Annotated in this window: 21 protein-coding genes and 1 tRNA gene; 10 read left to right on the forward strand and 12 right to left on the reverse strand. The window is 64.8% G+C overall.

Annotated elements, in window-relative coordinates; genetic code table 11:
* The first annotated feature begins 5 nt into the window (after window positions 1-5).
* The 9 genes from BLT66_RS13570 to BLT66_RS13610 all read left to right on the forward strand — a co-directional run bounded on the left by BLT66_RS13570 (window position 6) and on the right by BLT66_RS13610 (window position 6,269).
* On the forward strand, window positions 6-1,013 hold the full coding sequence (locus BLT66_RS13570) for a class 1 fructose-bisphosphatase (protein ID WP_092758238.1): 1,008 nt from the start codon (window positions 6-8) through the stop codon (window positions 1,011-1,013).
* A gap of 14 nt (window positions 1,014-1,027) precedes the next feature.
* A tRNA-Thr gene (locus BLT66_RS13575) sits at window positions 1,028-1,103 on the forward strand.
* A gap of 256 nt (window positions 1,104-1,359) precedes the next feature.
* Window positions 1,360-1,593: a 50S ribosomal protein L28 gene (gene rpmB / locus BLT66_RS13580; protein ID WP_077560348.1), complete on the forward strand. Its 234-nt coding sequence runs from the start codon at window positions 1,360-1,362 to the stop codon at window positions 1,591-1,593.
* A gap of 11 nt (window positions 1,594-1,604) precedes the next feature.
* Window positions 1,605-1,775 carry a 50S ribosomal protein L33 gene (gene rpmG / locus BLT66_RS13585; protein ID WP_076198758.1) on the forward strand — a complete coding sequence of 57 codons (171 nt, stop codon included), beginning with the start codon at window positions 1,605-1,607 and terminating at the stop codon, window positions 1,773-1,775.
* 117 nt (window positions 1,776-1,892) lie between these two features.
* The gene (locus BLT66_RS13590) at window positions 1,893-2,747 is read left to right on the forward strand and encodes a 3',5'-nucleoside bisphosphate phosphatase (protein ID WP_092758239.1); all 855 of its coding nucleotides are present in this window, start codon (window positions 1,893-1,895) and stop codon (window positions 2,745-2,747) included.
* Window positions 2,717-3,634, forward strand: a complete 918-nt coding sequence (locus tag BLT66_RS13595) for a DMT family transporter (RefSeq protein WP_092758240.1) — start codon at window positions 2,717-2,719, stop codon at window positions 3,632-3,634. The genes BLT66_RS13590 and BLT66_RS13595 overlap by 31 nt, the downstream gene beginning before the upstream one ends.
* Before the next feature lie 10 nt (window positions 3,635-3,644).
* On the forward strand, window positions 3,645-4,280 hold the full coding sequence (locus BLT66_RS13600; RefSeq protein ID WP_092758241.1) for an L-threonylcarbamoyladenylate synthase: 636 nt from the start codon (window positions 3,645-3,647) through the stop codon (window positions 4,278-4,280).
* A 26-nt stretch (window positions 4,281-4,306) separates the two neighbouring features.
* Complete coding sequence (locus tag BLT66_RS13605; RefSeq protein WP_092758242.1) at window positions 4,307-4,975, forward strand: site-2 protease family protein; 669 nt, start codon at window positions 4,307-4,309, stop codon at window positions 4,973-4,975.
* A gap of 10 nt (window positions 4,976-4,985) precedes the next feature.
* Window positions 4,986-6,269 carry a tryptophan--tRNA ligase gene (locus BLT66_RS13610; protein ID WP_092758243.1) on the forward strand — a complete coding sequence of 428 codons (1,284 nt, stop codon included), beginning with the start codon at window positions 4,986-4,988 and terminating at the stop codon, window positions 6,267-6,269.
* On the opposite strand, the gene BLT66_RS13615 is transcribed toward BLT66_RS13610, so the two are convergent.
* From BLT66_RS13615 to BLT66_RS13655, 9 genes are all read right to left on the reverse strand, one after another.
* On the reverse strand, window positions 6,263-7,057 hold the full coding sequence (locus BLT66_RS13615) for an SDR family oxidoreductase (protein WP_092758244.1): 795 nt from the start codon (window positions 7,055-7,057) through the stop codon (window positions 6,263-6,265). The two genes, BLT66_RS13610 and BLT66_RS13615, sit on opposite strands and share 7 nt — an antisense overlap.
* Window positions 7,058-7,071: 14 nt before the next feature.
* Entirely contained in the window at window positions 7,072-7,959 is an 888-nt protein-coding gene (locus BLT66_RS13620) for a DMT family transporter (protein WP_255406896.1), read from the reverse strand.
* Between the two features lie 134 nt (window positions 7,960-8,093).
* Window positions 8,094-9,605, reverse strand: coding sequence for a tripartite tricarboxylate transporter permease (locus BLT66_RS13625; protein WP_092758246.1), 1,512 nt, complete (start codon window positions 9,603-9,605; stop codon window positions 8,094-8,096).
* A gap of 9 nt (window positions 9,606-9,614) precedes the next feature.
* Window positions 9,615-10,103, reverse strand: coding sequence for a tripartite tricarboxylate transporter TctB family protein (locus tag BLT66_RS13630; protein ID WP_092758453.1), 489 nt, complete (start codon window positions 10,101-10,103; stop codon window positions 9,615-9,617).
* 159 nt (window positions 10,104-10,262) lie between these two features.
* Window positions 10,263-12,047 (reverse strand): type IV pilus assembly ATPase TfpB, encoded by a 1,785-nt coding sequence (locus BLT66_RS13635; protein ID WP_092758247.1) that lies wholly within the window; start codon window positions 12,045-12,047, stop codon window positions 10,263-10,265.
* A 31-nt stretch (window positions 12,048-12,078) separates the two neighbouring features.
* On the reverse strand, window positions 12,079-12,849 hold the full coding sequence (locus tag BLT66_RS13640) for a class I SAM-dependent methyltransferase (RefSeq protein ID WP_176955049.1): 771 nt from the start codon (window positions 12,847-12,849) through the stop codon (window positions 12,079-12,081).
* The gene (locus tag BLT66_RS13645) at window positions 12,849-13,352 is read right to left on the reverse strand and encodes a DNA-deoxyinosine glycosylase (RefSeq protein ID WP_092758249.1); all 504 of its coding nucleotides are present in this window, start codon (window positions 13,350-13,352) and stop codon (window positions 12,849-12,851) included. The genes BLT66_RS13640 and BLT66_RS13645 overlap by 1 nt, the downstream gene beginning before the upstream one ends.
* Window positions 13,349-14,200: a TatD family hydrolase gene (locus tag BLT66_RS13650; RefSeq protein WP_092758250.1), complete on the reverse strand. Its 852-nt coding sequence runs from the start codon at window positions 14,198-14,200 to the stop codon at window positions 13,349-13,351. The genes BLT66_RS13645 and BLT66_RS13650 overlap by 4 nt, the downstream gene beginning before the upstream one ends.
* 306 nt (window positions 14,201-14,506) lie before the next feature.
* The gene (locus tag BLT66_RS13655) at window positions 14,507-15,919 is read right to left on the reverse strand and encodes a GNAT family N-acetyltransferase (RefSeq protein ID WP_092758251.1); all 1,413 of its coding nucleotides are present in this window, start codon (window positions 15,917-15,919) and stop codon (window positions 14,507-14,509) included.
* Between the two features lie 172 nt (window positions 15,920-16,091).
* Here BLT66_RS13655 and BLT66_RS13660 point away from each other — a divergent pair, with 172 nt between their 5' ends.
* Window positions 16,092-17,111: a hypothetical protein gene (locus tag BLT66_RS13660; RefSeq protein ID WP_092758252.1), complete on the forward strand. Its 1,020-nt coding sequence runs from the start codon at window positions 16,092-16,094 to the stop codon at window positions 17,109-17,111.
* On the opposite strand, the gene BLT66_RS13665 is transcribed toward BLT66_RS13660, so the two are convergent.
* Genes BLT66_RS13665 through BLT66_RS13675 form a run of 3 tightly spaced genes read right to left on the reverse strand, consistent with a single transcriptional unit; the run spans window position 17,108 to window position 23,381 of the window.
* Entirely contained in the window at window positions 17,108-17,770 is a 663-nt protein-coding gene (locus tag BLT66_RS13665) for a TVP38/TMEM64 family protein (protein WP_092758253.1), read from the reverse strand. The genes BLT66_RS13660 and BLT66_RS13665 overlap by 4 nt on opposite strands.
* Window positions 17,767-21,606 carry a non-ribosomal peptide synthetase gene (locus tag BLT66_RS13670; protein WP_092758254.1) on the reverse strand — a complete coding sequence of 1,280 codons (3,840 nt, stop codon included), beginning with the start codon at window positions 21,604-21,606 and terminating at the stop codon, window positions 17,767-17,769. Before BLT66_RS13670 ends, BLT66_RS13665 begins: the two co-directional genes overlap by 4 nt.
* The gene (locus tag BLT66_RS13675) at window positions 21,594-23,381 is read right to left on the reverse strand and encodes a cyclic nucleotide-binding and patatin-like phospholipase domain-containing protein (RefSeq protein ID WP_092758255.1); all 1,788 of its coding nucleotides are present in this window, start codon (window positions 23,379-23,381) and stop codon (window positions 21,594-21,596) included. Before BLT66_RS13675 ends, BLT66_RS13670 begins: the two co-directional genes overlap by 13 nt.
* Window positions 23,382-23,388: the final 7 nt, after the last annotated feature.

Here is a 23,388-nt window from a genome sequence, read left to right on the forward strand (position 1 = left end):
ACCCCATGTCCCAAAACATCTCTCTCACCCGCTACCTCGTCGAGCAGCAACGCGTAGACGGCCTGATCCCATCGCAGCTGCGTCTGCTGATCGAAGTCGTGGCCCGCGCCTGCAAAGGCATCAGCCACGCGGTCAACAAGGGCGCGCTGGGCGGCGTGCTCGGCACCGCCGACTCGGAAAACGTGCAAGGCGAAATCCAGAAGAAGCTGGACATCATTGCCAACGAAGTGCTGATCGAAGCCAATGAATGGGGCGGCCACCTGGCGGCCATGGCCTCGGAAGAAATGGAAGAAATTCATGCCGTGCCCAACGGCTACCCGCAGGGCGAATACCTGCTGCTGTTCGATCCCCTGGACGGCTCCAGCAACATCGATGTGAACGTCAGCATCGGCACCATCTTCAGCGTGCTGAAGAAGCCCCCAAGCGATGCCGCCGTGGTCGAGCAAGACTTCTTCCAACCCGGCAAGAACCAGGTCGCCGCAGGCTACTGCCTCTACGGCCCGCAAACCACTCTGGTGCTGACGGTGGGCAACGGTGTCGCCATGTTCACCCTGGACCGCGAACAAGGCTCGTTCTTCCTGACGCAGGAAAACGTGCAGATCCCGGCCGACACCCAGGAATTCGCCATCAACATGAGCAATATGCGCCACTGGGACACCCCGGTGAAAAGCTACATCGACGACTGCCTGCAAGGCACGGAAGGCCCGCGCGGCAAGGACTTCAATATGCGCTGGATCGCCAGCATGGTGACCGACGTGCACCGCATCCTGACCCGCGGCGGCATCTTCCTCTACCCTTGGGACAAGCGCGAACCCGGCAAGCCCGGCAAACTGCGCCTGATGTACGAAGCCAACCCCATGGGCTGGCTGGTCGAACAAGCCGGCGGCGCCGCCAGCACCGGCACCCAGCGCATCCTGGACATCGTGCCGCAAAAGCTGCACGAACGCGTCAGCGTGGTGCTGGGATCAAAAAATGAAGTGGAAAAAGTAGCCAGCTACTTCTCCAAGCTATAATCTAAGGCTAATGTGCCGGTGTAGCTCAGTCGGTAGAGCAGCTCATTCGTAATGAGAAGGTCGGGTGTTCGATTCATCTCTCCGGCACCACATACCAAGAAGCCCGCTACCCCAAAAGTAGCGGGCTTTTTCATGCCCGAAATTACGCCCCAAAGCCTGTCCAGCAAGAATTTCCAGGACAAGGCTATAATCATAGGCTTTACTGAATTTGGCTGGTGCTTTCGGGTGCCAATTGAGCTTGGTAAATTACTTTTACCGCCACCGCTTAGGTGGCGAGGTGCGGCGATTCGCCGTTAATTGGCCGGGGTAGCTTTCACGCCACCACGGCTTTGATTGGAGTGTCCTCATGGCACGCGTATGTGAAGTCACGGGCAAAGGCCCAATGGTTGGGAACAATGTCTCCCACGCCAACAACAAAACCAAACGTCGGTTCCTGCCGAACCTGCAATACCGCCGCTTCTGGGTCGAAACAGAAAACCGTTGGATCCGCTTGCGCATCTCCAACGCCGGTCTGCGTTTGATCGACAAAAATGGCATCGACTCTGTGCTCGCCGATCTGCGCGCACGTGGCCAAGCATAAGGAGCTGAATCATGGCAACCAAAGGCGGACGCGAAAAAATCAAGCTGGAATCTACAGCGGGTACGGGGCACTTCTACACCACGACCAAAAACAAGAAAACCATGCCCGAGAAGATGTTGATCAGCAAGTTTGATCCCAAAGCTCGCAAGCATGTGGACTACAAGGAAATCAAGCTGAAGTAATTCAGTCTGGTCTTCCAGTCCCACGAAAAAACCCGCTCTTACCCAGCGGGTTTTTTTATGGTCCGCAGATTTGGCGCTGCCGGGGCAGGGAAAACCCATAGCGCCTAAAATCAAATCGTGACCTCCATACTCAACGCCGACCTCCATTGCCACTCGGTCGTCTCCGACGGCACCTTGACGCCCGAACAACTCGCCGCCCGCGCCAGCGCCAACGGAGTCGAGCTCTGGGCCTTGACCGACCATGACGAAGTGAGTGGTCAGCAACGCGCAGCCGCCGCCGCCAAGGCCCACGGCATGAAGTACCTGACCGGCGCCGAGATTTCCGTCACCTTTGCCGGTGAAACCGTACACATCGTCGGGCTGGGTTTTGACGCCAACAACCCATTGATCCAACAAGGCCTAGAAGCCACGCGCGGTGGTCGCGGCGCACGGGCCATGGAGATGGCTGCCGGCCTGGCAGCGGTGGGCATTCGCGATGCCTATGAAGGCGCCCTCAAATTTGTCGGCAACCCCGCTTTGATTTCGCGCACCCATTTCGCCCGCTTTTTGGTGGAGTCGGGGGTTTGCAAAGACACCTACGAGGTGTTCCGCAAATACCTGACCGAAGGCAAACCCGGCTATGTGCCGCACCGCTGGGCCACGCTCAAGGACGCCGTCGGCTGGATAACCCAGACGGGTGGCTTGGCGGTGATCGCCCACCCGGGCCGCTATAAGTTTTCCGCCAACGAAGAGTACGCGCTGTTCAGCGAATTCAAGGCCCATGGCGGCACAGGGGTCGAGGTGGTGACCGGCAGCCATACCGTAGCCGAATACGTGGAATACGCCGACATGGCGCGGGAATTCGGCCTGGCGGCATCGCGCGGCAGCGACTTCCACAGCCCGGACGAGAGCCATACCGACCTGGGCACCCTGCCCTACCTGCCGGGCGATCTGACGCCGGTATGGGAGTTGCTCGCGGACCGCATCCAGTGAGCCGCCCGGCATCTGCGCTGGCCGGCATTGCGCTGGTCACAGTGGCGGTCGCGTGCTTTGCCACCCTGGATACCACCACCAAATGGACCAGCGCCAGCGTGCCCTTGCTGATGGCGCTATGGGTTCGCTATCTCTTCCAGGCCTCGGTTACCACAGCCGCCATGCTGCCCTTGCGCGGCATGGCGCTGTTGCGCACCGCGCACCCCCGATTCCAATGCCTGCGTGGCGTGCTGCTGCTGACCAGCAGCTTGCTGTCGTTCCTGAGCCTGAAACACATGCCGGTGGGCGAATTCACCGCCATCGTGATGATTACTCCGCTGGTCATCACACTGGTGGCAGCGCTCCTAGGCGACCGCGTATCGGCTCTGCGTTGGGTGCTGGTCGTGGGCGGCTTTGTCGGTACGCTGATCATCATCCGCCCCGGTGGCGATGCCTTTAGCTGGGCCACCCTGCTGCCGCTGGGCCTGGTGGCCACCAATGCCTGGTTCCAGGTACTGACCAGTCGCCTCGCCAAGACCGAAGACCCGTTCACCATGCATTTCTACACCGGCTGGATCGGCACCGTGGTGGCCTCGCTGGCGGTACCGTTCTTCTGGGTTCCCATCCACGATTGGCGCCTGTGGGGCGGCATGCTGTTGATGGGTTTGATGGCCACGGTGGGCCACTTCCTGTTGATCCTGGCCTATGCCCGCACCCCGGCAGCCACCTTGACTCCGTTTTTGTACGGGCAGATCGGCTTTGCCATGCTCGGCGGCTGGCTGGTGTTTTCCCATGTGCCCGACCAATGGGCGACCCTGGGCATACTGCTGGTAGCGGTCTGCGGCGCTGCCGGCGCCTGGCTGACCGTGCGGGAAAGCCGCATTTCTGTCCAACCGGCTGAATCCTGATAATCACCCCATGGCACAGTACTTCGAAATCCACCCCGACAATCCCCAGGCCCGCCTGCTCAAGCAAACCGTGGCCCTGCTGGGGCAAGGCAAGCTGGTGGCAGTACCCACCGACTCCAGCTATGCCTTGGTCTGCCATCTGGACGACAAGGCCGCAGCAGATCTGCTGCGCCGCACACGCGGGGTGGATGACAAACACCACCTAACCCTGCTGTGCCGCGACCTCAGCGAACTGGCCAACTACGCCCGGGTGGACAACAAACAGTACCGCCTGCTCAAGGCCGCCACGCCTGGCCCCTACACGTTCATCCTGGAAGCCAGCAAGGAAGTGCCGCGCCGCCTGAGCCACCCCTCGCGCAAGACCATAGGCTTGCGCGTACCCGATCACAAAACCCTGCAAGCCTTGCTGGAAATGCACGGCGCGCCCCTGCTGGCAACCACGCTAATACCCCCGGGTGAAACCGATCCACTGAACGACGCAGAAGCCATACGCGAACGCTTCGAACACCAGATCGCCGCCGTGCTGGATGCCGGTGCCTGCCCGCTGGAGCCCACCACCGTCATCGACCTGACCGACATGGGCACCGGCGGCGACCCGGTGCTGGTGCGCCAGGGCCGGGGCGACCTGGCTGCCATTGGCCTCTAAACCCTAAGCCCTGAGACATACGCTCCGTGGATATCCAACACCTGATCCAAACCGTCCTCATCTACGCCCTGCCCGTGCTGTTTGCCATCACGGTGCACGAGGCAGCTCATGGATATATCGCCCACCATTTTGGCGACAACACCGCCTACCGGATGGGGCGCATCACGCTGAATCCGGTCAAGCACATCGACCCGGTGGGCACAATTCTGATGCCGCTGCTGCTGTATTTCGCCACCTCCGGCGCCTTCCTGTTCGGCTATGCCAAACCGGTGCCGGTGAACTTCGGCAACCTGCGCAACCCCAAGCGCGACATGGTCTGGGTGGCCTTGGCCGGCCCGGGCGCCAATCTGATCCAGGCCTTCTTGTGGGGCGTGCTGCTGTATCTACTGGTGGGTGCGGGCATTGCCGAGCCATTTTTCCTCCGGATGTGCAAGGCCGGCATGCTGGTGAATGTGGTGATGTTCGCCTTCAACCTGTTCCCGCTGCCGCCGCTGGACGGTGGCCGCATTCTGGTCGGCCTGCTGCCGTATCGGCAGGCCGCCCTGGTCTCGCGCATCGAACCCTGGGGCTTCTTCATCGTGATGGCCCTGGTGATTTCGGGCATCGTCAGCAGCCTGTGGCTGCAGCCGGTGATGGGCCTGACCTTCGGCCTGCTGGATATTCTGCTCAGCCCCCTGACCTTCTTGATCCGTTGATTAACTGTTTATGACTTCCTCACGCGTTCTAACTGGCATCACCACCTCGGGCACTCCCCATCTGGGCAATTACGTGGGCTCGATCCGCCCCTCGGTGCGCGCCAGCCTGGCGCCGGGGGTGGAGAGCTTCTACTTCCTGGCCGACTACCACGCACTGATCAAGATCGACGACCCGGCACGCATCCAGCGCTCGACTCTGGAGATCGCCGCCAGCTGGCTGGCCGCCGGGTTGGACCCGAACCGCGTGGCCTTCTACCGCCAATCCGACATCCCGGAAATCCCCGAGCTGACCTGGCTGCTGACCTGCATGAGTGCCAAGGGCATGCTGAACCGTGCCCATGCCTACAAGGCTTCGGTAGACAAGAACCTGGCCGCACAGGCCGATCCGGACGCCGACATCAGCGCCGGCCTGTTCATGTACCCCGTGCTGATGGCGGCCGACATCGTGATGTTCAACGCCCACAAGGTACCCGTGGGCCGCGACCAGATCCAGCACATCGAAATGGCGCGCGACATCGCCCAGCGCTTCAACCATGTGTACGGCGAGCATTTCGTGCTGCCCGAGGCGCTGATTGAAGAATCCGTGGCCACCCTGCCCGGCCTGGACGGCCGTAAGATGAGCAAGAGCTACGACAACACGATTCCGCTGTTCACCCCGCGGGCCGAGCTGCGCAAGCTGATTGCCGGCATCCTCACCGATTCGCGCGCGCCCGGCGAGCCCAAGGACACCGAGGGCTCGGCCCTGTTCCAGATCTACCAGGCCTTCGCTAGCGAAGAAGAAACCACCAGCCTGCGCCAGGCCTACGCCGACGGCATTGCCTGGGGCGACGCCAAGCAAGTGTTGTTCGAACGCATAGACCGCGAAATCGCGCCCATGCGCGAGGCCTACCAGTCCTACATGGACAACCCCGGACAGGTGGAAGACATCTTGCTGGCCGGCGCCGCCAAGGCCCGCCAGACCGCCACCCCGTTCATCGCCAAGCTGCGCCACGCGGTGGGCCTGCGCGATCTGCGGGCCCAGGCCGTGCAGAAGTCGGCCAAGGTGGCCAAGGCGGCGCTGCCCAGCTTCAAGCAGTACCGCGAGGCCGACGGCAAGTTCCACTTCAAGCTGGTCGATGCACAAGGCCGTCTGCTGTTACTCAGCGCCGGCTTCGATGCGCCCAAGGACGCCGGCCGGGCAATTGCCCAGCTGCAGGCCGAAGGCCTGGCCGCCCTGGGCAACCTGCAGCCTGCCGAGGGCGTGGCCCTGGATGAAGTCACCCAGGCGCTAGAAGCGCTGAAGAACGCTCAGTAAGTGCCAGGATAGGCGCCGCCATCGACCAGCACGTTCTGGCCGGTGATGTAGCCGGCCTGGGCGCTGCACAGGAACGCGCAGACCGCGCCAAACTCTTCTGGCGTGCCAAAGCGCTGGGCTGGAATGGTCTTGCGCCGGGCGTCGGCCACCGCGTCCACGCTGCTGCCAGTTTTGGCGGCCGCGCCCTGCATGTTGCCGCGCAGGCGGTCGGTGTCAAACGAGCCCGGCAGCAGGTTGTTGATGGTCACACCCTGCCCCGCCAGCGGGCTGCGCGCCACGCCGGCCACAAAGCCCGTCAGGCCGCTGCGTGCGCCATTGCTCAGACCCAGCACGTCGATAGGCGCTTTCACCGCACTGCTGGTGATGTTGACGATGCGGCCAAAGCCACGCGCGGCCATGCCGTCCACCGTGGCCTTGATGAGTTCGATCGGCGTCAGCATGTTGGCGTCCACCGCTTTCAGCCAGGCCTCGCGGTCCCAGCTGCGGAAGTCGCCGGTCGGCGGGCCGCCGGCGTTGGTGACCACGATGTCGAAATCCTTGCGGATCGCAAACACTGCGGCCCGGCCTTCTGGCGTGGTGATATCTGCAGCACAAAAAAGCACGCTGGCGCTACTGGTTCCTGCGTTGTCAGCTATTAATTTTGCAGCAGTAGCCGCCAAGGCTTCAGCGCCACGGGCGACGATCAGCACGTTCACCCCCTCGCGCACCAACGCCTGTGCGCAGCCCCAGCCCAGGCCTTTGCTGGCCCCACACACCAAGGCCCAACGGCCCGAAATTCCCAAGTCCATGGTCTCTCCTTTGATCAACGCCCACTGCGGGTAAATACATAAATGCCGGACACCACCAGCACCGTGCCGGCAGCCACCCAGGCGGTGAAAGGCTCGCCCAGGATCAGCACACCCATCAGGATAGTGGACATCGGGCCAACCATGCCGACCTGGGCCGCCAGTCCGGCGCCCAGCCGTTCAATCGCCATCATCACCATCAGTACCGGGGCGGCGGTACAGGCGGTGGCGTTCAGCACCGATAGCCAGATGACTTCGGGCGCTACCTGGGCGGCCGCCATCGGCCGCAGCAGCACGAACTGCAGCAGGCACAACACGCAGGCCACGGTGGTTGCCAGACCGACCAGGCGCAGCGAACCCAGGCGCTGCACCATCTGCCCGCTGTAGACCAGGTAGATCGCATAGCTGACCGCGCTACCGAACACCAGCAAGGCGCCCAGGCCGGCGTTCGCGCCCTGCAGGTTGATCTCGTGGCCGAACACCAGCACCACGCCGCAGTAGCAGACCGCCATGCCCAGCACCTGGATGCGGGTGATGGGCTTGCGGTACAGCAGCCAGCCCATCACCACCACCAGGGTCGGGTTCAGGTAGAGGATCAGGCGTTCCAGGGATGCGCTGATGTAACCCAGGCCGGCAAAGTCCAGAAAGCTCGCCAAGTAATAGCCGGTAAAGCCCAGGCCCAGCACGCCCCACCAGTCCTTGGCACTCAGCGGCGGCTTACCGCGGCTGGACCACCAGGCCATGATGGCGAAGATGGGCAACGCAAACAGCATGCGGTACATGATGAGGGTCACGGCATCGACGCCGTAGCGGTAGGCCAGCTTGACGATGATGGCCTTGCCGCTGAAGGCGATCGAGCCCACGAGTGCGAGCAGCAGGCCGCTCGCTATATTTTTTGTAGCCACTGGTGCAGATAGGATGTGCGTTGGAAGCCCATTCTAGGTTGAACCTCCATTCCCCAGCATCGTGTTTGGCGTACCCTGCCGTCGCCAAAAAAAACGGCACCCGAAGGTGCCGTTTTGCGGGAGCGGGGAACGCTTTAGTCTTCGACGAAGGCTTCTTCGCGCTTGCTCTTCACCGAAGGCAGCAGCACGATGATGACCATCAGCGCCGCCACAGCCAACAGGCTGGCAGACAGGCCACGGGTCACGAACACGCTCCAGTCGCCACGCGACAACAGCAAGGCGCGGCGCAGGTTTTCTTCCATCATCGGGCCCAGGATCAGGCCCAGCAACAAGGGCGCCGGTTCGCAACCCAGCTTGTTGAACAGGTAGCCGATGAAGCCGAAGCCCGCCACCAGCCAGATGTCGAAGGTGTTGTTGTTGGTGGAGTACACGCCAATCGCGCAGAACAGCACGATGGACGGGAACAGGAAGCGGTAAGGCACCGACAGCAGCTTGATCCACATGCCGATCAGCGGCAGATTCAGAATCACCAACATCAGGTTGCCGATCCACATCGAAGCGATCAGGCCCCAGAACAGCTCGGGGTTGCTGGTCATCACCTGGGGACCAGGCTGGATGTTGTGGATGGTCATCGCACCGACCATCAGCGCCATCACGGCATTCGGTGGAATACCCAGCGTCAACAACGGAATGAAGGAGGTTTGCGCACCCGCATTGTTGGCCGACTCAGGGCCTGCCACACCGCGGATGTTGCCCTTGCCGAAAGCGATTTCGCCGGGCTTCATCTTCATCTTCTTTTCCAGCGCATAGCTGGCAAACGAAGCCAACAGCGCGCCGCCGCCAGGCAAGATGCCCAGAGCCGAGCCCAGTGTGGTGCCGCGCAGCATGGCCGGCAACATGTCCTTGAAGTCCTGCTTGGTCGGGAACATGCCGCTGATCTTGGCGGTGAACACCTCGCGGTCGTCCTCTGGCTGGGCCAGGTTGCTGATGATTTCGCCGTAGCCAAACACACCCATGGCGATGGCCACGAAGCCCAGGCCGTCGGTCAGCTCGGGGATATCGAAGCTGAAACGCGCCACACCCGAATTCACGTCGGTACCGACCAAGCCGATCAACAGACCCAGCAGAATCATGGCCACAGCCTTGAGCAGCGAGCCCGAAGCCAGCACCACGGCACCGATCAGGCCCAGAATCATCAGCGAGAAGTATTCGGCCGGGCCGAACTTGAAAGCAATTTCGGTCAGCGGCGGTGCAAAGGCCGCCAGAATCAGCGTACCCACCGAACCGGCGAAGAACGAGCCTATACCCGCAGCCGCCAACGCCGGCCCCGCCCGCCCCTGCCGGGCCATCTGGTAGCCGTCAATCGCAGTCACCACCGAGGACGACTCCCCTGGCAGATTCACCAGAATGGCGGTGGTGGAGCCACCGTATTGCGCGCCGTAGTAGATACCGGCCAGCATGATCAGAGCCGAAACGGGTGGCAGCGCATAGGTCGCGGGCAACAGCATGGCGATGGTGGCCACCGGGCCAATGCCGGGCAGCACGCCGATCAGCGTACCCAAGATACAGCCGATCAACGCATACAGCAGATTGATCGGGGTGAAAGCGACGCCGAAGCCCAGCGCCAAATTACTTAGCAAATCCATGGGAATCCCTTAACCGGTAATGAATGTGGGCCAGACCTGGATCTGCAGCTTCAACAGCAAGATGAAGGCGAGGTAGCTGCCGATGGCGAGCACGGTGGCCAGAATCAACACGTCGCGCAAGACGAACTTCTCGCCGGCCTTGGCCGAGATCAGGGTCAGCGCGTAGATGGCGATGATCAAGCCCATGGCAGGCAAGCCGATGCTGGGCAAGCCGCCCAACAGCACCCCGAAGGCCAGATTGGCGCCCAGGATGAAGAACAGCGGGCGCCAGGCCCACTTGCCAATCTTGTCACCGCCTTCGGTCTCGGTGACCAGCGCCTTGAAGGTGATGATCGCGCCCAGAATCGCCATCACCACGCCCAGCACCAGAGGGAAATACCCTGGCCCCATCCGGGCACCGGTGCCCACGGTGTAGGTGGTAGCGCCCCAAGCGAATGCCACACCCACGCCCATGAACATCAGTCCGGAGAAAAAATCCTTCTGACTTTTGATTAACACGTACGGATCTCCCAAAAATAACAAACCAGCGACAAAAATATCAGTGGGGCGATTATGGTTGGAAGGTCTTGCGCGACTGGCACGGGTTCACCCTAGGAAAAGAGTGAGGGATTCCACGTACGGACCGTCGCTTGTGCCTGGGTTACCCAGGGCCGCTGTTCACTCCAAAGGCGGCGTGGTAGACAGCACTTCGTCCAGCGTGGTCAGGCCTTCGGCCACCCGCAAGGCACCGGCCAGGCGCAGCGGGCGCATGCCGTCGGCCACGGCCTGGCGGCGCAGTTCGTCGATGCTCGGGCTCTGGTTCACCTTCTTCTTGAAAGCCTCGGACACGGTGAGCAACTCGTACACGCCCATGCGGCCCAGAAAGCCGGTCATGCGGCAGTCCACGCAGCCCACCGGCTTGTAGGGCGTGTAGCTGGCGCTGATCTTCCAGGGCTTGATGGCCTCGGCCAGGGTTTCGCGGGCCAGGGCCTCGTCGGGCGCGCGGCACTGCTTGCACAGGGTACGCACCAGGCGCTGGGCGAGCACGCCCAGCACAGTGGCATTCAGCAGATAGGCGGGCACGCCCAGCTCCATCATCCGCGTCAAAGCCGAAGGCGCGTCGTTGGTATGCAGGGTGGAGAACACCAAGTGGCCGGTCAGCGCCGCCTGGATCGCCATCTCGGCAGTCGCCAGATCGCGGATTTCGCCGACCATGATGATGTCCGGGTCCTGCCGCATCAGCGCGCGCAAGCCTTCGGTGAAGCCGAAGTCGAGCTGCGGCTGCACCTGGGTCTGGTTGAAGCTGGGCTCGATCATTTCGATCGGGTCTTCCACTGTGCTGACATTGACCTCTTCGGTGGCCACGCGCTTCAGCGTCGAATACAGCGTGGTAGTCTTGCCCGAACCGGTGGGCCCGGTCACCAGGATGATGCCGTGCGGCCGCTTCACCAGCGACTCCCAGCGCTGTGCATCGTGCGGGGTGAAGCCCAGGGCGTCCAGATCCTTGACGGCCGTGTCGGGGTCGAAGATCCGCATCACCATCTTCTCGCCGAAGGCGGTGGGCAGGGTCGACAAGCGCATTTCCACCTCGTCGCCGCGCGGATTGCGGGTCTTGATGCGGCCGTCCAGCGGGCGGCGCTTTTCCACCACGTCCATGCGGCCCAACAGCTTGATGCGCGCCACCATGGCGTTCATCACGCCCATGGGCATCTGATACACCGGGTGCAGCACGCCGTCGATGCGGAAGCGGATCACGCCCTGCTCGCGCCGCGGCTCCAGGTGGATGTCGCTGGCGCGCTGGTTGAAGGCGTACTGCCACAGCCAGTCGACCACCTGCACCACGCCCTGGTCGTTCGCGTCCAGCTGCTTGTTGGTGCGACCCAGTTCGACCAGCTGCTCGAAGCTGCCCGCGCCGATATTGCCGCCGGCTTTTTGTACCGCCTTGACCGACTTGGCCAGCGCATAGAACTCGGCGGTGAAGCGGTGGATCTCCAGCGGGCTGGCCACGACACGGCGCACACTGCGGCGCGACTGGCGCTCCACCTCGCCCATCCAGTCGGTCAAGAAGGGCTCGCTGGTCGCCACCACCACCTCAGAGCTGGTGACCTGCACCGGCAGCACCTTGTGGCGTTCGGCGTAGACGGCACTCATGGTGTCGGCCACTTTGCCGACCTCGACCTTCAGCGGATCGATGCGCAGATACGCCAGGCCGGCACGGCCCGCCAGCCACTGGGTCAGCATCTCGATGTCCAGCGGCTTGCCGTCGCTAGCGCGCTGCATGGCCACGCTGGCCAGGCGCACCAGGGCCGGCTGGGCGCTTTCGGCCTGCGAGCAACGGGCGATGGTGCGCTGCTGCTCGGCGGCGGCAATCACGCCGTCCTCGGCCAGCCATTCGACCAGCAAACGCCAATGGACCGGGCCCTGGTAGGCCGTCTTGGCCAGCGCGGGTGTGGCAACTTTCATGGCGGGCGCCCCTCTCGAAAAATCAGGCTAATCAGGCTATAACGGGTTTGAAGACTTTCAACCATTTGGCCGCCGGCAGGCCCCAGCGGGTCTGGATGGCATCGGCGCGCTCCAGCAGGTCCTCGCGCGACGGCCGGCTGGGCGTGCGCTGGGCCAGCACCACGGTATTGCCTTCGCGCGTGGGTTTGAAGGCCCAGACCGCATCGGCGCCGAAGGCGGCGGTGATCTTCTCCACGCTTGCGGGATAGCTGCTGGCCTCGCCAAACAGGTTCACTGTCATGCAGCCCTCGTCGGTCAGCAGCTTGCGGCAGTCGGCATAGAAGTCGGCGCTGTCCAGCACCGGCGCGGCCGCGTCCTGGTCGTACAGGTCGACCTGCAGCGCGTCCACGGTGGCGGCCCAGTCGCTGTTCTGGATCTTCAGCGCGGCGTCACCCAGCACGATGTGCAGGCGCTCGTCGTCGGGCGGCAGCTTGAACCAGAAGCGGCAGGCCGACACCACCTGCGGGTTCAGCTCCACCGCGGTGGTGTTCATGCGCAGCTTCTTGCGGCAGAACTTGGTCAGCGCCGCGGCCCCCAGGCCGAGTTGCATCGCATGCCGCTTGCCCACGCTGCTGGGCGGCACGAACAGCAGCCAGGCCATCATGCGCTGCACATATTCGAGCTCGATATCAAAAGGCATGTCGAGCAGCATCGAGCCCTGGACCCACTCGGTGCCCAGGTGCAGAGTGCGCACATCGCCGTAGTCACAAAAGTTGACTTCGGGCAGGGCGGAGGTTGCCGTGGCGGCAGATTTACGGGCCATCAAATCATTCCATATTGTTCAAACACATCGCGCCACGCGGCCAGCTTGCGCGCAAAACTCCAGCTGGCATTGGCCGGACTGGTGGATGGCAGGCGGACGGTGGGCAGGCCCAGCTCGGCCAGTTGGTCGGCGTGGCGAAAACTCTCGGCCCCATTGTGCGCGACGGCCTGCAGCCCGGGACAGCGCTGGCGCAGGGCGGCGAAATCATTTACCTCGGCTTTACGGATCTGCGCGTCCAGGCTGCCCTCGCGCTCGCAGCTGGCGTACACATCCCACAGACCCAGGCCTTTGGAGAGCATCCAGTTGCTACGGTATTCATAGCTTCCTGCGCAGATCGTGTCTGCGTCAGCGGCATAAATGGCACTTAATATGCGCCAGAACTGGTTCTGCTTATGGCCGTAATACTGCTGGGCCGCCAGCGAGGCCGCACCGGGAAAGCTGCCCAGCACCACCAGCCGGGTATCGGCCGACACCAGCGGCGGCAAGCCGACCAGCCGGCTCATACGGCCAAGGCCTGCAAACGCGGCAAGGCGGCCAGTGCATTGCGGGTGGTCGCCGCCTCGACCTCGTCCACCGCCACGCCGCGCAGCCCGGCCAGCACCGCGCCAATGCGCGGCAGTTCCACCGGCGAGTTGATGCCCTGGGCCTGGCCCGCCGCGCGCTGGGCGGCGGTGGCGTACAGCCAGTGTGGTGGGATGTCGGGCGCGTCGGTCTCCAGCACCAGCGCGTCCAGCGGCAGGCTGCTGGCCAGTCGCCGCAGCTGGTTCGCCGCATCGAAGGTCATGGCGCCGCCAAAGCCCAGCTTCAGCCCTAAATCGATAAAGGCCTGGGCCTGTTGCGGGCTGCCGTTGAAGGCGTGGGCAATGCCCAGCCAGCGGCCGCCCGGCCCAGCCACGGCGCGCAAATGCTTGAGCACATGGTCGGCGCTGCGGCGCACATGCAGGATCACCGGCAGGCCGTGCTTCTTGGCCAGCTTCAACTGGGCGCGGTAGAACAGCTGCTGGCGCGCCAGCATGGCCGGCTCTTGCAGCGTGGGCACAAAGTAGTCGAGCCCGATCTCGCCCACCGCCACCAGCCGCGGGTCATCGCGGTGCGCGGTCAGCGCCTGGTCCAGCAGGTCCAGATCGCCGTCCTGGGCGCGCGGCACGAACAGCGGGTGGATGCCCAGTGCATACGCGTCTTGGGTGCGATGGGCCAGCAGCCGCACCGTGTCGAAGTTGCTGGCCATCACGCCCTGCAGCACGCACAACGCTACATTTTCAATAGCTGCTTGCGCACGCAGATCCAGTGCCAGAGCATGGTTGGGTCCAAATTCCGGGGCATCCAGATGGCAGTGCGTGTCGATCCACATAGTGCGTGGACTTTAACGCCAGCCAGCAAGCGCGACTAAGAACGTGTTCAAGGTCTTTTTGGGGCCGCGTTGGGGTGCAATCGGGATGAGTTGGTTGTCGGAGACCGCAACATGGGCTCCCTGCCCATGCAAGGGCTACGGCAGACAAATCGCCCGATTTCACCCCAACCCGAAGGGCAGGTACATTTTCGGGCGCTCTGCGTCGTTACAAAACCAGCCAAGGCAGAAGCCTTGGCTTGGGTTTTGCGCCTAGCAGCGCATCCCGAAAAGATACCTGCGCGGCCCCAAAAAGACCTTGAACACGTTCTAAGGCCGGCGGTCGGTGTCGTCGAACTCGACGCCGTCCAGGTACTGCGGCGCGGTGGTGGCATCGAAGTCAGGCTGGTGGCCCATCAGGAACAGGCTGGCGTTGTCCAGGTCTTTGGCGGTGATGCCCGACTGCAGCGCGGTGACGAACTTGCGCCAGGCCAGGTCGGGCTCGGCCAGCTTGAAGCCGTAGTAGTGCTCGTCGCCACGCGCCTCGCTGCGCACCGCCATCACCTGCAGGCTGGACGCCTCGGAGGCACCCAGCTGGATCTGCGCAGGAGACCAGATGAACAGCGGCAAGCGCGACCGGGAATGGGCCTGGAAGCCGTCGTCTGACAGCTCGACCAGCTGCAGCTCCACGGAGCGGGCATCGGCGCCGCTGCCCACCGCCAGCTGGCCGCGGCACTTGAGCGAATAGCGCTGGTGCTGGCGCAAGCCGCCACCCGGCGCATCCGACGCAGGCACCGGAGGGATCACGGCCTTGTATTCGGGCAGGTTGTAGATCGAGTCGAGCAGAATCTTCTCGCGCTCGCTGAGCTTCTTGAAGACCTGGGTGCGCTGGTTGAAGAAGTAATCCAGCATAGCCGGCGTCATCACCGGGTCGTTGGTGGTGAAATACCGGCGGGTCGGCAAGATAATATTTTTAATCCGGCTTTTAATAAAATAAAAATACAGATCTTTTTTCTTTTTCTTGCCTGAATATACTTTCTTAAATATGAGAGGAACGGTCGTCAAATTCAAACTCGCACCCACGGCCGGCGCCCCGTTGGCAAAATCGTATTCCTGTACCTCATGCGCCTGCAGCCGCTTGAAGAACAGCAGCGACTCGTACATCTCGATCCGGTCGGGGTTGACCGCGATCACCAAATGGACGGTATCAAAGAAGGTGCTGCAGTACTGGTACATGAACTTCATCAGCGGGAACAGGATCGCCCCCCCGGTCTTGCGGAAGTTGGGGTGCACCGCCAGCGCCGACACCTCGGCAATCTTGCCCTTCTCGGCATGGATATCGCTCAGGTCGAAGATCGCCTGCAGCGGAAAACCAAACGCGCTTTGCCGTATCAGCGAAATCGTGCCCACCACCTCGCCATCGAACTTGGCGCACAGCGTGGTGGTGGTAGGCAGCGCGTGGTAGATGGTAGCGCGCAGGCCTGAGGGGTCGGGCTTCATGAATCCGCTGGCCACATAGGCGTCGTGCAGCAGTTTGAAGCAGGCTTCCAGCTCGTCCTGGGTGTCGGCAATCTTCAGCACCAGGCGCTCGTCAGGGTGCAGGTCGCAATTAACAAACGAACGGTAAATCGAGAAACGGATTTTCCGGGGCAGAAACGCAATCGCCTTGCGCAGCCCCTGGTGCAGCCCCTTGCGCACTTTTTTGCGCAACGGAATGGCGTGCGTATTCTGCAAGGTGGTCATGGCTTTACGCCTTGACCTTGCCCGATCGCAACGCCCGTTTTATCTATTAACAATCCCAGCCCCCAAGCCATTTAAACAAAATAATCGATGATGGCTTTTATTTCAATACCACACATTATTTTACCAAAGCCGTCCCATACAGCCGTCCCACAGCAAATACATAATCTCACACATGAATACCCACAGCCTGCTTTCATGGTTTCTGAAAATGCTTTGCAGTGCGCTGCTGGCAACTTCGGCGGCCATCCTGCCGGCCTGGGCCGGCGATTGCGGCGGCCCATCCGCCTGCTACCTGGGCTTTACGCCTGCCGGGCAGGCCGGGAGCCTGCACTACTTTGTGTCGCAAGACCCCGCCAGCCCCGGCGACCCTAACGCAGTCTTGATCGCGGTGCACGGCCATCCGCGCGATGCCCTTGGCAGCTTTGCGGCTGCCTGGCAGGCGGTGCAGCAGGCCGGTGCCGGCGCGCGCACGCTAGTGGTCGCACCGCTGTTCCAGGTGGCCAATACCGACGCAGGCCACTGCCGCAGCACCGGCGTGCCCAGCGCCGAGGCCGGCGACCTGCTGTGGACCTGCGCTTCCTGGATCGCCGGCGAGCCGGCCCGCGGCAGCCCGCTGACTTCGTTTGCCGCCATGGATGCGCTGGTGCGCGAGCTGCTGCAGCGTTGGCCCGGCTTGCGCACGGTCACGGTGGCCGGGTTTTCTGCGGGTGCGCAAATGGTGCAGCACTACGTCGGCTTTGCCACCCTGCCACCGCCCGGCGTGGTGCTGCGCTACGTGGTGGCGGCGCCCGGCAGCTGGCTGTACTTCGACCCGGTCTGGCCGGCCGACACGGTGGCCGCCTGCCCCGCGGTGCAGCGCTGGAAGTACGGCACCCGGCAGCTGCCCGCCAGCCTGGGGCGCAGCCCGGCCGAGGCCCGTACCCGCTATGCCCAGGCCGACATCCACTACCTGGTAGGCGCGCTGGACAGCAGCGACGCTGCCGGCACTTTCTACAAAATCCTGGACAAGAACTGCGCCGCCCAGGCCCAGGGGCCGTACCGGCTGCAGCGCGCACAGGCCTATGCCGATTACGAGCGCCGCGTCTTGGCGCCGGAGCGGCAGCGCAGCCTGGTCATCGTGCCCGGCTGCGCGCACGATGTGGCTTGTGTATTCCCCTCGGCTGCGGCGCGGGCCGCGCTGGTAGGCGGCTAGCGCAACCAGCGGCGCAGCGCCCAGGCGCCCAGCACCAGCAGCCCCAGCGTGAGCAGCACGATGGCGATGGCCAGCGGCCCGGGCTGGCGCAGCGCGGCAATGATCTGCTGCATGAAGAACGCCATCACCAGGGTGCTGGGCGCCATGCCCAGCGCCGTGCCCAGCAGCATGTCGCGCAGCCGGATGTGCGTGGCCCCGGCCACCATGTTGGCAATGGCAAACGGCGCCACCGGCACCATGCGTATGGCAATCACCGCCAGCACGCCGCGTTCGGCCAGCCGGCGGCTGACCGCATTCACCCGCGCACCGCCCAGGCGCTGCAGCACCTCGCGCCCCAGCAAGCGGCCCAGGCCGTAGCTCGCGCCCGCCCCCAGCAAGGCCCCGGCCAGCGTGCAGCCCACGCCGGCCCAGGGGCCGAAGGCCACCAGGGTCACCAGGGTCAAAAAGGACAAGGGCACGGCCAGGGTACTGGCCAGCGCAAAGCCGGCCACCGCCGCCACCGGACCAAACGACTGGCCCAGCTGCTGCAGGCCGGCGACGATGCGGTCCACGTCCAGCCAGGCCCGCAGCGGCGACGCGCTCCAGGCAATCGCCAGGCCCAGCACGGCCACCCCCAACAGCACCAGCCACAGCAGCCGCCAACGCAGGGACGGGTTCAAGGCGCGATGTCCATGCGTTCAGCGATCACCTTGGCCAACTCGTTGACATTGCCGGGCTCGAAGATCGAGCCGTGCAGGCCGGGGATCTGGTGTTCGTACAAATGCTTGGGCATGAGCCGGCGCCAGGGCCCGAACAGCCAGCGCCCCCAGCTAGACAGGCCCGAGGACTTGAGCAGCAAGGTCGGGCCGTCGAAGCCCGCCGGGCGGTAGCCGTCCAGCGCCATCACCTGGCTGACCAGGCCAGGGTCGTTAAACATGGCTCCCATGCGGCGCCCGTTCAAGCTGAGCTCCTGCACCCGCAGGCGACGCACCAGCCAGCTGCACAAGCGCCAGAACATGGTTCCGCCCAGGCGCGATGCCGGATAGGTGGTGTCTATCAGGAACAGCCCCCGCAGCGGCACGCCGCGCTGGCGCAGCAGCCGGGCCGCTTCCAGCGCCGGAATGCCGCCCACCGAGAAGCCGGCCAGAAAGCCCGGCCGCTTGCCATGCGACTGGATGCACTCGGCATACAGCTCGGCCAGTTCGTTGATGTCCTTGATCGGGTGGGCGAACGGTGGCTGCAGCATGTGCACATCGCAGGCATTGCCCAGCGCCCGGGCCAGGTTCTGGAAGCGCAGCAGATCGCCATGGCCCGAGGCCGCCAGGTACAGGGGCACGCGGCCCGTATCGGCCCCCAGGTTGACCATCACGCTCGGACCCTTGGCCTTGGCCAGCAGGGCCTGGGCCAGGCCTTCGATGGTCGGATGCTCGGTCACCAGGTACATCGGCACCTTACGGCCCACCAGTTGCTCGATGCTGGTCAACAGGATGACCGCGGCCAGCGAATCGCCGCCCAGGTCGAAGAAATTGTCCTGCACGCCCAGTGGCCGGGTGTCCAGCACCTCTTCCCACAGCGCCAGCAGCTCGGGCTCGTATTTGCGGCTGGGCGCACGGGCTTCGCGCAAGGCATTGGCCTGGGCCGGGTCGGGCAAGGCGTCGTAGTCGATCTTGCCGGCCGAACTGCAGGGCAGGCTGGGCAGGATGCTGATACCGCCAGGCACCATGTAGTCGGGCAGGCGGGCCCGCAGCACGGCCTGCAGCCGGTCTACCGTGGTGTGGCCGACGGCAGCCACCCAGGCCTGGATCTGCGGCTTGCCCTTGCGCTCGACCAGCTTGGCTGCCGCCTGCAGCACGCCGTCGATGGCCGACAGCGCGGATTCGATCTCGCCCAGCTCGATGCGGTAGCCGCGCAGCTTGATCTGCCGGTCCTGCCGGCCCAGGAAATGCAGGTTGCCGTCGCTGCCCAGCCAGCCCCGGTCGCCGGTGCGGTACATGCGGGCTCCGGGCCGGTAGGGGTCGGGCAGGAACACCTGGGCGTCCAGCTCCGGGCGGTTCAGGTAGCCGCGCGCGATGGCATCGCCACCGATGAAGATTTCACCCGGCACGCCCATGGGCATGGGCTGCAGCGCCTGGTCCAGCACATAGATGCGGGTGTCGTCAATCGGCCGGCCGATCGGCAGCGCGCCATCGGTGCGGTGGTGGTCGCATTCCCAGGCGGTGGCAAAAATCGCCGTCTCGGTGGGGCCGTAAACGTTGAACAGGCGGGCGCCGGTTTCCTTCAGGAAGCGGCGGGCCAGCTCGGGCGACAGCACCTCGCCGCCGCAGCAAGCCACGCGCAGCTTCAGGTCGCGCCGGTGCCCTGCGGTGTCCAGAAAGCGGCTCATGGTGCTGGGCACAAAGGCCATGATGGTGACCCCGTGCTGCACCGCAAAGTCGGCCAGCGACTCGGGCAACAAGCGCCCGGGCGGCGGCAAGGCCACGCTGGCGCCATGCACCAGCGGCAGCAGCAGCTCGATCAACGAGGGGTCGAAGGTCAGCTGCGTGGCCTGGGCCGAGCGGTCATGCCACTCCACCGCATAGGCGCGCGACAACCAGCCCAGGCGCCGCGCCAGCGTGCCGTGCTCGATCATCACGCCCTTGGGCCGGCCGGTGGAACCAGACGTGAACAACACATAGGCCAGGTCACTGGCCGCAGGCCGGGCTGCCAGGCGGGGCACGCCCTGCTGCGCCACCTCGGCCTGGGCCTCGCGCCAGTCCACCTGCAGGCTGCAGGCGTGCAGGCCGCCCAGCCGCTCGACGGATTGCGGCTGCAGCAGCACGGCGATGGCGCCGCTCTCCTGCAGCACTGCTTCCAGCCGGCCTATGGGCGCATCGGTGTCCAACGGCAGAAACGCGGCACCGGCCTTGGCCACGGCCAGGATGGCCACCACCATGTCGGCCGAGCGCTCCATCAGCACGGCCACGATCTGGTCCTTGCCAGCCCCCAGGGCGCGCAGGCGCCAGGCCAGGTGGGTGCTGACGGCATCCAGCGTGGCGTAGTCCATCGCCCCCTCGTTCCAGACCAGCGCGCTGGCTTCAGGGCGCAGGCCGGCATGGTGCTCGAACAGCGAAATAAAGGGTTGCGCATAGGCCATGGAGGCCACGTCCTTGTGCAGGCCGTCGACCAGCGCCCAGCGCTCCTCGGGCGGCAGCAGCGGCAGGCTGTGCACCAGGGTATCGGGCGCGCCCATGCAAGCCTGCACCAGATGCCAGAGCCGGCGGCCCAGCAGCTCGACCTCGCCCACCGCAAAGCAGGCGGCGCTGGCCTCCAGGGCCAGCTCCACATCCTGCTCGGCATGGAATTCGCACACCGTGACGCCCAGCGGAAACCGCGCCTTGCCGGAGAACAGCTGGCGCAGCTCGACCAGCTCTGCCGCGCCAAAGAACACAGCGTAGTCCTGCCGCTCGAACGACAGCAGCACGTCAAACACGCCTTCGCGGCGGTTCCGCGCCAGCTCCAGCGTGCGGCCCAGTTCGCTCAGCGGATAACGCGGATGGCGCAGCGCCGAACGCATGGCGCTGCCGACGGCGGCCAGCAGCTCGCCCACCGTCATCTGCGGCGTCAGCGGCACCACCACCGGCATCACGCCGACGAACATGCCCAGGGTGTCGCTGTAGCGGCGGCCGCCGCGGTTCAGGCTGGGCACGCCGACCACCACCTCCTGGCGGTTGCCGATGCGGCCAAAGTACAGCACCAGCGCCGCCAGAAAATAGTTGAAGGCGCTGGAGCCCTGGACGGCGGCGACCTGGCAGAGCCGGTCGTAATCGGCCCGGGCCACGCGCTGCAAGCCCACACGGGCTTCGGGCAGCTCGTGCTGCTGGCTGCTGGCGTAGCGCCGCTCGATCAGCGGCGCCGGCAGCACCGGGATTTGCGCCTGCCAATAGGCGGCATCGCGCTCGAACGCCGGCGACTGGCGGTAGCCCTGCGATTCGTCGATGAACTGCCGGTAGCCGGGCACCACCCGCACCGCAGGCGCACGGCCGGCTTCCAGCGCGTTGTACAGCTCGCTCCAGCGCCGCCCCACCTGGGTCGTGCCCCAGCCGTCCATCACCAGGTGGTGGAACTGGATGGTCAGCCCGTGCAAGGTGTCGTGCCCGCGCAGCAGCGTGAAGCGCCAAGGCGGTGTGCCGTCCAGCGCGAACGGCACCTTCATGCGCTGCTGCCACCAGGCGCGCATGGCCTCTTTGGGGTGGGCTTCGGCACTCATGTCCAGCAGCTCCAGGTTGGCGTTGCCGTGCGCCAGCAGCACCTGGCGGCCATCAACCAGGGGGGCCAGGCGCAAGGCTTCGCTTTCGGCCACCAGCAGCTCCAGCGACTGCCGAAAGCGCGCCAAGTCCAGCGGACCCTGCAAGAAGCAGCAGCCGCCGATATTCAGATGCGCGCTGCCGGCCCAGGTGCGCTGGTCCAGCCAGACTTCATGCTGGCTGAGCGAGAGGTGCAGCCCCTCGACGGACGGCCCGGGGTTCACTGCGTCCATGTGGCAATCTTCTCCATCGCATGGCGGTAACCCACCTCGACAATCTCATCGGCACGGCGGTAAGCCATCAGCGAAAAATCGGCCACCGGTGGCTCCAGATAGTGGTCAGCCTGGGCCCGGGTGGTGGCGCGCTGGTTCAGGCCGCCGATATGGCCGGCGCGGTAAAGGATTTCGGCAATCCCCGGCTGGCTGTGCGCCCCGCGCGAAAAATAGCCCTTCAACTTGCTGCGCACCGACAGCCGCTGCAGCCGCGGGTCGACGCCCATGTCTTCCCGCACGTCGACATCGATGGCGATGACCGTGCCGTTGCCGCGCCGCTTCTCCAGCGGCACGCCCAGGCGCATGCGCATCGCGTCGACCGGCACGTTTTCCAGGATCGCGCCGTCCACCAGCAGCTGGCCCTGGTGCAGCACTGGCGGAAACAGGCCGGCCGGCGAATTGCTGGCCAGCACCGCGCGCCACAGCGGCCCGCTGTCCTGCACCGTGGTGCGGGCCGTGGTCAGGTTGCAGGCCGCGGCGAAGTACGGGGTCCACAGCGCATCCACCTGGGTGTCGCCAAACATGCGGTGCAGATCGCGCGCCACGCGGCGGCCCGAGACCAGGGAAATGATGGGCAGGGTCAGCCATTCGCCGCCCTCGGCGAACTTGCGGGTCTGCTCGCGGATGCTGTCCAGCGGCAAGCCGCAGGCGTATTGCGCACCGATCAGCGCGCCCATGCTGTTGCCGCCCACCAGGTCGACTGGAATCTTGGCCTCCTGCAATGCCCGCAGCACGCCCAGATGGGCAAAGCCCCGGGCACCGCCGCCCCCCAGCACCAAGCCCACAGCCCGGCCGGTCAGAAAGCGCGCCAGGCGTGCATAGTCGCCATCCTGCTGGCGGCGCAGCGGGTAGATGCGCTCCAGCGTACGGCCTACGCGCCAGGGCCCGGTGGCCTGGGGTTGCGTGGCCGTGGCCGCATGCAGCAGCACCAGGTGCTGGCGCTTCATCTGGACGCCGGGCTGGCTGGCCAGGTCCAGCTCCAAAGCACTGGGCACGGCAGACGCGCCGGCATCGGCCACCCACACCACCTGGTCGGCCTGGCGCAAGGCCCGCCGGGTCCAGGAAGACGGTGAAGAAGGAGAAGACGGTCCGCCATCGGCCTCCAGCACCAGGTAGTCGTAGGCTTCTTCCAGCGCATCGAAGCGGTCCTCGGCGGCGCCCGCCACGGGGGTGACGTGGTGCACCCGGCCCAGCCGGCCCAGGGCTTGGGCCAGGCCGCGCGCCACCTCGGCCGCGCCGGTGCTGCCCGGCAAAGGCAGCACCACGAAGGCATGGGCCTGGTGGCGTTGCAGCACCCGCGCAGTGTGGCGCAGTTGGTCAAAAATGGCTTGCGAAAACACCCGGTTCACGGCCAACGGCTGGCGCAACAGCAGGGTTTCGAAATGGCTGCGGTGCAGCACCGCCAGGATGGAATCGCGCACCGCGCTGACATCGGCGGTGCGCGGCTGCTGCAGCACCATGCCCACTTCGCCCACGCTGTCGCCGGAGCGGATTTCGTTGTACAGCAGCAAGCCGCTCTCGGCACTGCGGCGCGACACGCGCAGGCGCCCGGTGAGCACGAAGAACATGCTTTCGGCCGGTGCGCCTTCTTGGAACACCATGCTGCCACCAGGTACGTCCTGGCGCTCCAGCAGCTGGGCCAGGTCGTGCAGCACGGCTTCGTCCAGACTGCCGAACACCCGGCTGTCGCGCAGCACCCGGAGGGCCCGCCCGTAAAACTGCTCCTGACCTAGCATGGACCCA

Origin of the sequence: Rhodoferax sp. OV413 (assembly GCF_900104385.1) — a bacterium.
In the GTDB taxonomy this organism is placed as follows: Bacteria; Pseudomonadota; Gammaproteobacteria; order Burkholderiales; family Burkholderiaceae_C; genus Rhodoferax_B.